This window comes from uncultured Caldilinea sp. (assembly GCF_937128415.1).
Taxonomy (GTDB): domain Bacteria; phylum Chloroflexota; class Anaerolineae; order Caldilineales; family Caldilineaceae; genus Caldilinea.
The window spans coordinates 1-13,324 of the sequence record NZ_CAKZMJ010000021.1 but is presented as its reverse complement, the minus strand read 5'-3'; the positions used below and the strand labels follow the sequence as shown (position 1 = coordinate 13,324).

The window sequence follows — 13,324 nt, the reverse complement described above, 5'->3', positions numbered from 1 at the left end:
GCGCCTGCGTCACTCAATTTGCACCTCGCCGATGCGGAATCCAATTCCCTCCGCCGGCAGGCGTGCGCCATCCGCCGTATATAGCCCGATGAAAAGCGCATAGTCGCCGTCCGGCAAGTCGTCGGGCAATAAAAGTTGATATTCATCGAGAATGCGCCAGCCGGCCTGCCATCGGTTCGTCGGCAGCGAGCCTGCGCCCGGCGCGCTGTCCACGCCGGCGAGCAAGTTGGGAGCGCCCGCCGCCTCGTCGATCAGATGGACGAAGACGGTCCAGTTGTGCGTGGGCGCGGCGCGCACATCCCAGTAGAGCTGCACGTAGAGCATCCGCCCCGCCTCGAGCTGCGCCATCTGCGCGTCGTAGCCTGCGAGCGCCACGCCGTCGCCGAGTTCGAATGTTGTGGCGACCATCGGTTGGCGCTGCGGCGTCGAACCGGCCGGGCGCACGTAGGTGTTGGCATAGACGCGACCTTGCCAATCCAGGATCGTCGTCGTCACGGCGGCGTCGGGGAAGAGTTCGGGCAAGAGCAGGCGGGTGCGGAAGTCTTCCTCCTCGATCACGATGTAGTGCTCCGGCGCCGGGGCAGCGCCTGCGGCCAGCGGGAAAATATGACGACCGTCAAACGTGACCGGCGGGCCGTGGGCGCCCGCTTGCGTCTCCCAGGCGAAAGCCAGCGTCGGATGATCGGCGCTGCGCGGGGTGAGATAGAGGGCGGCGTCGGCGGGCTGGGCCGCGATCTGTTGGCCGATCGTCCACAGCCCCACGTCGAAGGCGTAGAAGAGATCGGGCAGCGCAGCCCAGCGCACGAAATAGTCGCGGGCTGAGACCATTGCGCCGAGCGCAAGCAGCGCTGCGCTCACCCACGACAGTGGACGACGCCACGCACGATGCGCAAGCTGGGCGCCCGCTCGAGCGCCCCACCCCCACAGCCAATCCAGGCCGACGCCGCCGAGCAGCGCCACCGGCGCAGCCGCTCCCAACACGCGGTGATAGTGGGGCGCATATTCGCTCACGACGCCGGGCGTCAGCAAGCCGACCAGCAACAGCAACAGGATGCTATGGCCCGGCTGACGAATACGCCACAGGGCCAAGGCGACGCCCAGCCAGAAAGGGATCGCCTGCCAGAGGTTCAGCGCAGCCAGGCCGGGCAGGTTGCGCCTGGGGTCGAGGTCGCCCGCTTCGACCAGGGGAACGAACATAAGCAGATAGGCAAGGGCGTTTTCGGCGAACCCCTGCTGCGTGGCCGCGCCGGCGCCCACGGCGACCTGCTCCGGTCGCAGCAGAAAAAGCTGAGGCTGGCTGACGGCGAAAAGCAGGAGAGGAAGCGTCAACAGCAAAGCGATGGCCGCCGCCAGTCCTCCGCCGAGCGCAAGAGCGCGACGATGCTCGCCATCCCACAGCCAGAGGATGGCCCACGCCAGCGCCATTAACGGCGGCAGCACCCAGCCGCCCTGATAGGCGTAGAGGCTGAAGGATAGGACGACGCCCAACCCAATATAGGCCTGCCAACTCTTCGTCCGCCGCGCGCGCAGAAGCAGCCAGAGCGCAGCCCCAGCGGCCAGCGGCACGAGGATCGGCTCGATGCCCATGCGGCTGAAGTGAATATGCCAGCGCATCGTCGCCAGCAGCCCTGCGGCGAGCCACGGCAGCGCCGCGGTCAGGCGATCGGGATGGAGGCGACGCAGCTCCTCTGCGGCCAGCCAGGTTGCGACGACGCCCAGCGCGCCGAAAAGCGCAGCGGTCACGCGCATGGCGGTTGGGCCAGGCTCTCCGCCCAGCCACGCCCAAAGGCCGAACATGAGGGCATTGGCGTAGGCGTTGGCAGGTGCCACGCCGAAATTGCCGGCCAAAAAAATAGGGCGGTAGGTCGGGTCGTTCAATATGCGCCACGCCTCCAATCCCTCGAAGGACTCGTCGAAGTGAAAACCGGGCGGCGTAGCGTCGATGCGCCAGAGGCGCAGCAACAGCGCCGCCGCCAGTAGCATGAAAAAGCCCAGCCAACCTTTGCGAATCATCAGTTGTGGATTTTATCACAAGAGAGGCAAGGAATGCGTGATGAAAGGCGTTGTATAGCGGCGGAGCGCCGACGCTTCAAAGCGCCTGCGCTCCGCACGCGGCGCGATAGCCGCACTGCGCACAACGAGCCGGCTCCTGATGGCTGCGCGGCATGTCGACGGCGGTGCGACCGGCGCGGATGCGCTCGGCGGCGTCGAGCACGGCGCGACGCACTGCAGGCGTAAACGGCGCCTCGAAGGAGCGGTCGGCGTAGCGCAAAATGCCGTAAGGCGGTGCGACGCCATACAGATCTTCGATGATCAGACAGTAGGCCGCCAGTTGCAGCAGATGCCCCGGCGACGGCGCAGGCGGCGCGCGTCGGCTCTTCACCTCCACCGGAATCATGGTGCGCCGCCCGCCCACCTTCACCTCCACCAGATAATCCGGCTTGCCGACCAGCGCATAGCGACGGCTCAGCAGCGGCTGGGAGACCGCCTGCTCCGCACCCGTGTCGCTGTAAGCCACCCGTCCCGTCGGCAGCCCGGCCGCGCGCTGCCGACGCCGCCCCCACAGGTAGAGGACAAGGCCGGCGAGCGCAAGAAGGATGAGGAGCAGGATCAGGTAGTTCATCGTCGGCGAATGCTCGGGAAGAACCGGATTTGAAGAACCAGATTTGTTGACAATGCAGCAGCCAGCCTACTCCTTTCCTGTTCCCTTGCACACCACCTCCCACGTCCCGCGGTTGACGACCTCGTCCTTCTGATTGACGACCTCCATCTTGAGCGTGACGATTCCTCCGCCCAGCCGCGGCACGGCTTTCGTGGCCTCGACGGCGACGCGCACGCGAATGGTGTCGCCGATGAAGACGGGCGCTACAAATTTCCACTCCAAGCCGCGGAAAGCCAGGATGGTGTCCTCCATGAAGCCGAGGCGCACGGCCAGCCCGCTGGCGATGCTCAACACCAGCAGGCCGTGGGCCACGCGCTGGCCGAACATCTGCCCTTTGCTGTATTCGGCGTCGGTGTGGATGAGGTTGTAGTCGCCGGAGAGGCCGGCGAAGTTGACGATGTCCGCCTCGGTGATGGTGCGGCCGACGCTCTCGGTCTGGTCGCCGACGATGAACTCCTCGAAGAAAAGGCCGCGGCGGCGGGCGAGTTTGCTTTCGGTCATCGCTGGACTCCTCATGATTTTGGATGGTTTGGTGTTTGTGCTTTCCGTTGGTGAGGATACAATACCACAAGCTCGATTATCACCAAGCATCGATCAACCAAGGATCCGAACAACCAAGGAGACGCCATCTATGCAAACCGACCTGCGCGGTCGCGATTTCATCAGCGACATGGACTTCAGCAAAGAAGAAGTGGAAACCGTCTTGAACGTGGCCTTCAAGCTCAAGCAGGAGCGCGCGCTCGGCATTCCGCACCCCCTGCTGCGCGACAAGACGCTGGCGATGCTCTTCTTCTTCACCAGCACGCGCACGCGCTCTAGCTTCGAGGTGGGCATGGCGCAGCTCGGCGGGCACGCTGCGTTTATCGACTCGGAGACGACGCAGATCAGCCACGGCGACACCGCCAAGGAGATCGGCGAAATCTACGGCCGCTACTTCGACGGCATCGCCATCCGCCAGTGCGACTGGGGCTTCGGCAACAAGTACATCAACGACGTGGCGAAGGCGAGTCGCGCGCCTGTGCTCAACATGCAGTGCGACATCTACCATCCTTTTCAGATTCTGGCCGACCTGATGACGATCATCGAGAAGGTCGGCGACCCGCGCGGCAAGACCATCAACGTGAGTTGGGCCTACGCCAGCAGCTATCAGAAGCCGATCTCGGTGCCGCAAAGCCTGATCTTGCAGATGACGCGCTTCGGCATGAACGTGCGCCTCACCCATCCGCCGGAGTACAAGCTGATGCCGGACATCGTGCAGCAGGCGAAGGACAACGCCCGCAAATTCGGCGGCAGTTTCGAGATCCTCGACGACTTTGACGCCGGCTTCAAGGACGCCGACATCGTCTATCCCAAGAGCTGGGGCGCGCTGTTGACGACTTCCGACAACGCCGAAAGTGCGGCGATCGGCAAGAAGTACACGAACTGGATCACCGACGAGCGGCGCATGGCGCTGGCGAAGCCGGACGCCATCTACATGCACTGCCTACCGGCGGACCGCAACATCGAGGTCACCGACGGCGTCATCGACGGTCCGCAGTCGGTCGTCTATGACGAGGCGGAGAACCGCCTGCACGTGCAGAAGGCGGTCATGGCGCTGACGATGCGGTAGAGGGCGTATACTCACGGGGACGAGATCGGCTCCATGCGCACGGTGAAATGACGCAGCACCGGCGCCTGTTCGACGATGCGATAGCCCGGCAACGAGGCGGCCTGATCCTTCACCGCCAGGATGACCTCGATCAGGTAATCGACATGGCTCTGGGTGTAGACGCGCCGCGGGAAGGCCAGGCGCACCAGCTCCATCGCTGCGGGCTTCTCGCTGCCGTCGGGTTGACGTCCGAACATGACTGAGCCGATCTCCACCCCGCGCACGCCGCCCATCAGATAGAGCGCATTGCAGAGCGACCACGCCGGGTATTGGTCGACCGGGATGTGAGGCAGCATCTCCCGCGCGTCGAGATAGATGGCGTGGCCGCCCGTCGGCTGGACGATGGGCACGCCCGCAGCCGTCAGTTTTTCGCCGATATAGGCGATCGAGCGGATGCGATAGCGCAGATAGTGCTCGTCTAACGCCTCGTAAAGCCCCACCGCGATCGCCTCCAGGTCGTAGCCCGCCATGCCGCCGTAGGTGGGAAAACCTTCGGTGAGGATCTCCAGATTGCGACATTGCGTCGCCAATGCGTCGTCGTTGAGCGCCAGGAAGCCGCCGATGTTCGCCATGCCGTCCTTTTTGGCGCTCATGGTGCAACCGTCGGCGTAGCTGAACAGCTCCCGTGCGATGTCGATCGGCGCCTTGTCGGCGTAGCCCTCCTCGCGCGTCTTGATGAACCAGCAGTTCTCGGCGTAGCGACAGGCGTCGATGAAGAGCGGTATGCCGCGCCGATGCGCCAGCGCGCTCACCTCCCGCACATTGGCCATGCTCACGGGCTGGCCGCCGCCTGAATTGTTGGTGACGGTCAAGAAAATGCAGGGAATGCGCTCCGGCCCCACCTCTTCGATGGTGCGGCGCAGCGCCTCTACGTCCATGTTGCCCTTGAAGGGATGGAGCGAGCGCGGCTGCCGACCTTCTGCGATGACCAGGTCGCGCGCTTCGGCGCCCGTATATTCGACATGGGCGCGCGTGGTGTCGAAGTGCGTGTTGTTCGGGATGACCTTGCCGGGGCCGCCCAGCACTGTGAACAGAATGTGTTCGGCGGCGCGCCCCTGATGCGTCGGGATGACGTGCTTGAAGCCGGTGATGTCGCGCACCGCCGCCTCGAAGCGATAGAAGGAGCTGGCGCCGGCGTAGGACTCATCGCTGGCGATCATGCCCGCCCACTGCCGGGAGGACATAGCGCCCGTGCCGCTGTCGGTGAGCAGGTCGATCAGCACATCTTCGGCGCGCAGCAGAAAGGGGTTGTAGCCGGCCGCCGCCAGCTTACTTTGGCGCTCCTCCATCGTGGTGAAGCGGATCGGCTCCACGGAGCGCACGCGGAACGGTTCGATGATGGTCTTGGGCTGAAACGGTTCCATGATCGGGATGGGAAGCAATGCACGGGTCGTCAATTCATCAGGCGACTGGAGCTTGCGCCGCTCGCTGCGCGCCGATTATTCTTGTCGCTCGCGCACATAAAGCATGGCGCCGACCACGCCGAAGAGCAATCCTCCGACCGAGGCTGCGTACGACGCAAAGAGCAACAAGAACCCAGGCTCCAAAAACCTGAGGATCATCAAAAAAGGCATGGCCGCGCCGAAGAGCAAAAGCACTGCGCCGATCAGCATGAATCGCATTGAGTTCGTCATGGTTATCGATAGAGCCAACAGCGGGCCAGATGACCCTGCCCCACGTCAAAATCTGGGGGCGTCTCTTTGTCGCAGACGTCTGCGATAAAATAGGCGCAGCGCGGGTGGAAGCGACACCCGGCGGGCGGGCGCACCAGGCTCGGCGGCTCGCCGGACGGGACTTCCCGAAATTTCATGGCGTTGGCGGCGTCCGGATCCGAGGTGGCCTCGATCAACGCCTGCGTGTAAGGGTGCTTTGGATTCGAGAGCAGGTCATTCACCTCGCCCTGCTCCACCACCTGTCCGGCGTACATCACCATGATGCGCCTCGAGAAATAGCGCACGGTGGAGAGGTCATGGGTGATGTAGATGACGGCCAGGTTGTGCGCTTGTTGCAGGGCGCGCAGCAGGCGCAGGATTTCCACGCGCACCGACGCATCGAGCATGGAAACCGGCTCATCGGCGACCAGCAGTTTAGGGTTCAGAATCATGGCGCGTGCGATCACCACGCGTTGTTGCTGCCCCCCGCTCAACATGTGCGGAAATTTCGGCAGGAACTCCTCCACCGGGGTCATCTTCACCTCTTCCAGCGCCTTGCGGATGCGCGCCTCGCGTTCCGCAGGGTCTTTCACGCCGGCGATGATGAGCGGCTCCTGCAGAATGCGGCGCACGTTCATGAAGGGCGGCAGCGCCCCGTAGGGGTCTTGCTGGACGTACCCCACCTGCGTGCGATACCATTGCATCTCCCTGCGCGAGAAATCGTTCAGGCGCCGATTCTCGAAGTAAATTTCGCCTTCCGTCGGTCGGTGCAGCCCCAGGATCGTCTTCATCAGGCTGGATTTGCCGCAGCCGCTTTCGCCCACAATTGCAATCGTCTCCCCGTAGTTCAGGTCGAAACTCACGTCGTCGACTGCGCGCACATAGCCGGCATGGCCGAATCCGAAGCGCCGCAGCTCAAACCAGACGCGTAAGTTCCGAACGGAGAGCAGTGCGCCTTGCTCGGGACGAGTCGAAGGCGCATCGCTTGCCGGCTTGACGCGCTCATCCCTGGTTGTATCAATCTTGATGTCGGCTGTGGCTTGCGTCACGCTGGTTCACTCCATCTTCTGTGTAGAGCCAACATTTGACAAGACGCCCATGCTGCTCGATCACCGGCGGCTCCTCGGCGCAGCGCGCAAAGCGTCTGTGACAACGGTCGGCGAAGCGGCATCCTGTGGGCGGATTGATCAGGCTGGGGGGCTGCCCGACGATGAACTCCGGGTCCTTGGTCTCGCGCAGCCGCGGCACGCTGGCCATCAATTTTTGTGCGTAGGGATGCAGCGGCTCCTGGAAAAAGCGCAGCGCATCGCCCACCTCGACGATCTGACCTGCGTACATGACCGCCACGCGGTCCGCCAGCTCGCTGGAGGTGGCGATGTCGTGGGTGATCAGGATGAAGCTCATCCCCATCTCTTTTTTGATGCGTTTCAACTGATTCATGATATTGGCCTGGGTGAGCACGTCGAGCGCCGATGTCGGCTCGTCCAGGATGATAAGGTCGGGCGAGGTCACCAGCGCCATCGCCAGCGCCACGCGTTGACGCATGCCGCCGCTCAACTCGAAGGCGTAGCGATGGACGAAATCTTCAGGAACGCCCACCAGTCGAAACATCTCCACCGCTTTTTCGAGCGCCTTGGATTTCCTCATGCCTTGATGGATCATCAACGGCTCCGCAACCTGGTCGCCGACGCGCAGGACGGGATTCAGCGCGTTCATCGCAGCCTGAGGAACCATGGCGATGCGGTTCCAGCGGATCGTGCGTCGGAATTCCTCATCGGAAAGCGCCATGACCTCCTGCCCGTAGAGGAAGGTCTTCCCGGTGTAGCGATGAACATTGCGCGGCAGCAGCCGCAGGATGGCTTTCGCCAGCGAAGATTTCCCGCAGCCCGACTCGCCGATGATCACCACGGCCTCGTTGGCGTTGAGGGTGAAATCGACGCCGTCGACGGCCTGCACAACCCCTTTGCTGGTGCGAAAATGCAACACCAGCTCCCTGACCTGCAACAACGGAGCATCGAAAGAGGAACGGTTGGCCATAAAGAATTACAAACCTCGTAAGCGGGGATTGAACACGCGATCGAGCGCAAAACCGACCATGGCGAATCCGAGGCCGGTGACGATCAACAACGCCGATGGCTGCAGCACCCAGTAATAATAGCCGTTGAACAGCGCGCCGTTGCGGAAGGCGTCGTCGATCACTTTCCCCCAGGTCGGCAGCACCGGATCGCCCAGGCCGAGCACAGCCAGCGAGGCCTCCAAAAACACATAGCTGGGAATCAGCACGACGAGCTGGGGAATCAACAGCGGAATGACGCGCGGGGTTAAGTATCTGCCGATAATGCGCAGGTTGCCCGCCCCGTAGGCGCGGGCGGCCTCGATGTAAGGGGATTCTTTCACCTGCAAAAAGATCGCCCGATAACTCTTGATTGCAGACCCGAAGATGCTGAGCAGGATCACGACGCCCAGGATGACCCAGATCGAGCGCGAGTAGAAGGTGCCGACCATAATCAGGATGGGCAGCACAGGCAGAATCAATACGATCTCGGTGATGCGTTGGATGGCGGCGTCGACCAGCCCGCCGAACCAGACCCCAAAGGCGGCGATGAACATCGTGGTCACCGTCGTGCCGAGGGCGGCGAGCAAACCGAAGGCCAGAGCGATCGGCGTCCCCCAGAGGATGGCGACCATCAGGTCGCGTCGTCGATGGTCGGTGCCGGCCAGCCCCGAGACCTTGCCATAGGCGATGAACTTGGCGTCCAGATCGCCGTTTCCCTCGAAGACCAGGGCGTCGAGTCGCAGCGTGTAGACGCCCTTGAGGGGCGCAAGCGGCTCCACATCCGGCTTTGCAAAGAGCGCCTGCTGCGCCGGCACGTTGCGCAGGCGACGGGCGAGGCGGCTGTCCCCTTCAAAGCGATAGGAGTCGCGAGCGCGCGGGGAATATTCGCCGATGCGAATCTCGCGGCCATCCGGCGTGAGCCAGGTCATCTCCACGTGGGGCTGCTTTTGAGTGAAGGTCGCGTAGAAAAAGATCGCCAGCTCTTGCGGAAAATCGTCGGCCTGAAAATTGAACGGAAACTCGATCGTGATCTCCGTCAACGCTCCTCTCGGTTCGACCACCTTGCTGCCCTGGCCCTGGCGGCTGTCGAGCAGAACGGTGGACGGCAACTTTTGGGCGCGGAAAAAATTCGTCCACTCCGGCGAGGCGGTGCGGGGGTAATCCTGCCAGATATCTTCACCGCCGCGCCACAGTCGGATCGCCTCGCTGTATGAAATTGTCGCCAGCGCATAGATGGCCATCACCACCAGAAGGCTGACAATCAACAGCCCGATGATGGCGGAGGGATACTGTCGCAGGTCCGCCCAGGCGTTCCGGATCACTTGGCGCCTCCCTCTCCAACCCTCACCCGAGGATCGACCAGTGCGTAGGTGAAGTCCAGGACGAACACTGTAATCGCCAGCAGATAGGCGTAAATCACCGTGCTGCCGACGATGATCGGCGTGTCGAACAGGCCGATCGCCTGATAGAGCAGGCGCCCCAGCCCTGGCCAGTTGAAGACGGTTTCGAGAATGATGGCGCCGGTCCACAGCCCGATCACCAGCAGCGCAAAGTTGGTGATAATCGTGGGCAGCGTCGGCCGCAAAATATAACGGTTCTCTACGATGCGACCGGGCAACCCCTTTGCTTTCGCCATGTCCACGTAGTCTTCACTGGAATAGATCAAAAAGAACGTGCGCCAGTTGTAAATGGTCAGGAAGATGGCGCTCAGCGTAATTGCAGCAACGGGCAAAATCATGTGGCGGAGCACGCTCCATGCATACTGAAGACGGTCGGCGGGAGGCGGCGTGTCCACCATGCCGCCGAAGGGCAACCAGCCCAATAGCGCAGAGAAGATCAGGATCAGAAAAATACCGTAAAACCAGCCGGGCGCCGCCGAAGTGGGGGCCAGGGCAATCACCATGCGATCGGCCAGGTTGCCGTAGTTGCGCGAAAGGCGCAGCGCTACAAAGATGCTGAAGAAGAACAAAAAGAGATTAGAGGTCGCAAAGAGCAGCAGGGTTGGAGGCAGGCGCTCCAGAATCACCAGGCGCACCAGCTTGGAGCCGCTGTCGCTGGTCAGATAGTTGGTGCGGCCAAGATTCAGCGTCAGCGCATCCGTCAACGAGGCGAAACTGCGCAGCAGAAAGGGACGATCCAGCCCAAGGCGTCTCACCTCCACCTGCACCAGCCCTTCGATCAGTTCATTGCGCTGTGCAGGGGTCAGCGCCCGATTGGCGGGATCCATGCTGACGGACAGCGAGATTCCCTCGCGGATCTGCGCCTTTTTAATCTCATCGACATAGCCGCCCATGTTGGCGATCAAAATCGTGAGATAAACGCCGACGACGACGGTGGCGAACAGGGCGACCAGACGCACGACCGAATAGCGCAGCACGCGCAGGGTCGTTGTCCAGCCTGGTCGGCGCGTGAGCGTCGCAGCAAGGTTTGATCGTGAAGGCAGAGAAGCTTCAGCCATGATGGAATTTGCTTTTTAATGCGCCGCCCGGCCGCCGGGGGATGCGGAGGGTCGGGCGGCGCAAACAACGTTATTGCACGGTGACGAACGAGAGGTCGGCGAAGCTGGGCAGCGCGACCAGTTTGGAGACAACCACGACCTCCAGCCGGTTGGAGCCGACCTCGAGCTGGCCGGTCGTCTCGGCGCTGAGCGTCACAGTCCACAGACCGTCTTCTACAGCTTCGGCTGCGCCCACCTCCACCACGTTGCCCTGGGCGTCGAAGAGCAGGTACTTGACCTCGGCGATGTCGTCGATTGCGTAGGGCTGGCCCTGGAAGTCGATGAACACGTCGAAGGTGACCTCCTCGCCGACCGTCACGCGGCTGGGGCCGTCCACCTCGACCTCGGCGATGGCCGGTTCGCTGAAGCGCGCCCATTTATCCGCCGGATCGGGATGATCGGCGAAGCGGCGCAGCACGATCGTCTTCTCGATCGGGAACGCGCGCTCCAGATAGAAGACGCCTGTGCCGATCCAGAAATGACCGTAGGTCTCATACCACTGCGCCAGATTGGCGTAGCGCTGCGCCACCTCTTCGGCGCTGAGGTAGGCGCCCAGCGTCGGCTCATACGGGATCGCGCCTTCGGCGCGCGCTGCGTCGAGTTTGGACTTGAGAATCTCTAGCACCGGGCCGGCGATCATGCTCATATACTCAACCTTCAGCTCATCGGCCTTGGAGGAGCTGAAAGTCGTCTCTCCGTCCGCCTCGGCCATGATGCCGATCGAGAGCGCATGCCAGGCGCCCTGCCCCTGCGCGTAGTAGGGCCACCAGGTGTTAATGTTCTGCTCGGCGTCGAGCAGCAAGCTGTCGCTGTAGGTTTCGATGACGAGCGGATCGGTGGAGAGGATGCGCACGCCGCGGAAGGCGGCCATGAAGGACTCGAACGCAGCCACCGCCGAGCTGTCAAAGATGGGGCTGGCTTCCTTGGCCCGGTCGAAGGTCAGGATCATGCCCAACACTACGTCGGCGACCGAGAAGGGGCTGCCGTCGTGCCACTTGACCGTGTCGTAGAGGTCGGCGGGATAATACACGACGCTCTTGCGCGCCGCCTTGACCGGCTCGGTGTAAGCCTCTGCAGCGGTGATAAAGACCTGTCTCTCTGCGTCCCAGTCCACCCAGGCGTCGTCCGGCACCACGATCTCCGGGACGAACTGCAAGTCCACCCAATCCAGCGTCACATTGACGGGGCGTCCCTCTTCGACGAAGAGCTCTGCTCGCTCGATGCGATTGGGCAGGGCGAGGCCGGTGTAGGGATCGGGGATGGTGGCGAACTCACCCGTGCCCCGGATCGGCATCTGGTCGAAAATCCAGTTGGTGCCGGCGATGGGGTTCCAGGGGTTGGTGAGGATGCTCGGCATGGCGATGCGCACTTCGCCGCCCTCTGCATTTCCCTTGCGCAGGGTGGAGGCCCAAAGCGGCGTGCCCGAGATCGAGCCATACAGGTCGGCGGCGACGTCGATTTCCGCCCGCACCGGCGTGACGGCGGCGCGGTCCACCAGCCAAATGCGCACCGAATCTTCCAGCGCCAACTCCAACGCTCTCGCCATCAGCTCGCGCCGCTCTTCCAACGTTCTGTAGAGCTGATTGCCCAGTTTTTCGGCCACTTCGTCGAACTCTGGGGTCGGCGTATAAGCCTGCCAGAGCAGCGAGGGAAGTCCGCGCGGGGTGTAGAAGAATTCAAAGTTGTCGCCCAAATCGCGCGGCACGGCGGTCGTGATCCAGCCGCCGGTGTAGATGTGGAACAGGCCATCGGCGGGGTTGCCGTTGATCCAGATCGGCGAAGCTTCAGCCGCAGTCTTGTAATCGCGAATGGTGGTGAAGCCGATGGTTTCAAGCTGGTTGGCGACGTAGTCGCCGATGGCGCGGCGCTCATCCTCGACTCGGATCAGCACGCTGATCTCGACCGGCTCGCCGTTGTACGTCCACTTCCCGTCCACCTTGGTGGCGCCGAGTTTCTCCATCTCCGCCGAGATGACCTCGTCCGCCCGCTCCGGGTTGTACGCGTACTTGGCCTCCAGGGCGCGGATGACGTCAGCCATGAGCGCGTAATCGCCGGACGCTGTGTTGAACGGTACGTAACGCGGCGTCGCCAGGCCGCCCATGATCTCCTGGGCGATATACTGGCGGTCGATCAGCCAGTTCATTGCCTCGCGCACGGCCGGCACGGCGAAGGGGTTCAACTTGCCGGTGCTTTCAAACACAGGTCCCACCGGGTTGAAGCTCAATTCGTTGTAGGAGCCAAACGAACGATAGGTCTTCAGAGCGGGGGATTCGGCGACCTTGGCCGCCACCTCGCGGTTGGTGACCTGGAAGGCGTAGACGTCGATGTCGCCGACTTCCAGACGGGTCACAGCGGCGTCCGCCGATGGCTCTTCGACGATGATCACGGCGTCGAGCCATGCGCCGTTGCGCATGGTGGGCGCTGTGGGCTCCGCGGCGGGCGGCTCGGTCGGCGCCGGTGCAGGCGCTTCCACCTGGGCGGGCGGCGGCGCTTCCGGGGCGGGCGCCGCCGGTTGCTCACAGCCAGCAAAGACCAAGGCGCTGACCAGCAGCGCAATCAGAAGTGTGAATCTTGCTTTTTGCATGGTGAGGTCTCCTTTGACAACTGTTTGGATGAAAAGCGATCCTGTCGACAGGGCAAGAGGTGAATATCATTATAAAAAAACTGAACCGACAGACTTGTAAGTGAGCTTACCACTCTCTGCCATGACCGTCGAGTCGTTGCTCGCCGCCGAGCTTCGAGCCATTGCTTCTCTTAATTGCAGGAGAAGAATCGCTCGATCAGTTCTCCAAACGCCATCAAATGTTCC

Annotated in this window: 11 protein-coding genes; 1 reads left to right on the top strand and 10 read right to left on the bottom strand. The window is 62.7% G+C overall.

Annotated features, from left to right (window positions below; all coding sequences use genetic code 11):
- Positions 1-9: 9 nt before the first annotated feature.
- The 3 genes from Q0367_RS02415 to Q0367_RS02405 all read right to left on the bottom strand — a co-directional run bounded on the left by Q0367_RS02415 (position 10) and on the right by Q0367_RS02405 (position 3,163).
- A complete protein-coding gene (locus Q0367_RS02415; protein WP_297629897.1) occupies positions 10-2,013 on the bottom strand; it encodes a hypothetical protein in 2,004 nt (667 codons plus the stop codon).
- 76 nt (positions 2,014-2,089) lie between these two features.
- Complete coding sequence (locus Q0367_RS02410) at positions 2,090-2,623, bottom strand: PD-(D/E)XK nuclease family protein (RefSeq protein WP_297629894.1); 534 nt, start codon at positions 2,621-2,623, stop codon at positions 2,090-2,092.
- Positions 2,624-2,689: 66 nt separating this feature from the next.
- Positions 2,690-3,163 (bottom strand): MaoC/PaaZ C-terminal domain-containing protein, encoded by a 474-nt coding sequence (locus Q0367_RS02405; protein ID WP_297629891.1) that lies wholly within the window; start codon positions 3,161-3,163, stop codon positions 2,690-2,692.
- Positions 3,164-3,293: 130 nt separating this feature from the next.
- On the opposite strand from Q0367_RS02405, the gene Q0367_RS02400 reads away from it, so the two are divergent.
- Complete coding sequence (locus Q0367_RS02400) at positions 3,294-4,271, top strand: ornithine carbamoyltransferase (protein WP_297629888.1); 978 nt, start codon at positions 3,294-3,296, stop codon at positions 4,269-4,271.
- A gap of 11 nt (positions 4,272-4,282) precedes the next feature.
- Here the strand turns inward: Q0367_RS02400 and Q0367_RS02395 are convergent, their stop codons facing one another.
- The 7 genes from Q0367_RS02395 to Q0367_RS02365 form a co-directional block, all read right to left on the bottom strand.
- Positions 4,283-5,674 (bottom strand): tryptophanase, encoded by a 1,392-nt coding sequence (locus Q0367_RS02395; protein WP_297629885.1) that lies wholly within the window; start codon positions 5,672-5,674, stop codon positions 4,283-4,285.
- Between the two features lie 75 nt (positions 5,675-5,749).
- On the bottom strand, positions 5,750-5,944 hold the full coding sequence (locus tag Q0367_RS02390; protein ID WP_297629882.1) for a hypothetical protein: 195 nt from the start codon (positions 5,942-5,944) through the stop codon (positions 5,750-5,752).
- Positions 5,945-5,946: 2 nt separating this feature from the next.
- Positions 5,947-6,912 carry an ABC transporter ATP-binding protein gene (locus tag Q0367_RS02385; protein WP_363325825.1) on the bottom strand — a complete coding sequence of 322 codons (966 nt, stop codon included), beginning with the start codon at positions 6,910-6,912 and terminating at the stop codon, positions 5,947-5,949.
- A 67-nt stretch (positions 6,913-6,979) separates the two neighbouring features.
- Positions 6,980-7,999 (bottom strand): ABC transporter ATP-binding protein, encoded by a 1,020-nt coding sequence (locus Q0367_RS02380; RefSeq protein WP_297629877.1) that lies wholly within the window; start codon positions 7,997-7,999, stop codon positions 6,980-6,982.
- Between the two features lie 6 nt (positions 8,000-8,005).
- Positions 8,006-9,259, bottom strand: a complete 1,254-nt coding sequence (locus Q0367_RS02375) for an ABC transporter permease (RefSeq protein ID WP_363325824.1) — start codon at positions 9,257-9,259, stop codon at positions 8,006-8,008.
- 77 nt (positions 9,260-9,336) lie between these two features.
- Positions 9,337-10,476 (bottom strand): ABC transporter permease, encoded by a 1,140-nt coding sequence (locus Q0367_RS02370; RefSeq protein ID WP_297629870.1) that lies wholly within the window; start codon positions 10,474-10,476, stop codon positions 9,337-9,339.
- Between the two features lie 70 nt (positions 10,477-10,546).
- Positions 10,547-13,099: an ABC transporter substrate-binding protein gene (locus tag Q0367_RS02365; RefSeq protein ID WP_298980792.1), complete on the bottom strand. Its 2,553-nt coding sequence runs from the start codon at positions 13,097-13,099 to the stop codon at positions 10,547-10,549.
- Positions 13,100-13,324 lie beyond the last annotated feature (225 nt).

Coding starts and splice junctions, on each gene's coding strand:
- Q0367_RS02375 (WP_363325824.1), bottom strand. CDS start 9,259: ATGGCCATCTATGCGCTGGCGACAATTTCATACAGCGAGGCGATCCGA.
- Q0367_RS02390 (WP_297629882.1), bottom strand. CDS start 5,944: ATGACGAACTCAATGCGATTCATGCTGATCGGCGCAGTGCTTTTGCTC.
- Q0367_RS02405 (WP_297629891.1), bottom strand. CDS start 3,163: ATGACCGAAAGCAAACTCGCCCGCCGCCGCGGCCTTTTCTTCGAGGAG.
- Q0367_RS02380 (WP_297629877.1), bottom strand. CDS start 7,999: ATGGCCAACCGTTCCTCTTTCGATGCTCCGTTGTTGCAGGTCAGGGAG.
- Q0367_RS02370 (WP_297629870.1), bottom strand. CDS start 10,476: ATGGCTGAAGCTTCTCTGCCTTCACGATCAAACCTTGCTGCGACGCTC.
- Q0367_RS02365 (WP_298980792.1), bottom strand. CDS start 13,099: ATGCAAAAAGCAAGATTCACACTTCTGATTGCGCTGCTGGTCAGCGCC.
- Q0367_RS02395 (WP_297629885.1), bottom strand. CDS start 5,674: ATGGAACCGTTTCAGCCCAAGACCATCATCGAACCGTTCCGCGTGCGC.
- Q0367_RS02400 (WP_297629888.1), top strand. CDS start 3,294: ATGCAAACCGACCTGCGCGGTCGCGATTTCATCAGCGACATGGACTTC.
- Q0367_RS02410 (WP_297629894.1), bottom strand. CDS start 2,623: ATGAACTACCTGATCCTGCTCCTCATCCTTCTTGCGCTCGCCGGCCTT.
- Q0367_RS02415 (WP_297629897.1), bottom strand. CDS start 2,013: ATGATTCGCAAAGGTTGGCTGGGCTTTTTCATGCTACTGGCGGCGGCG.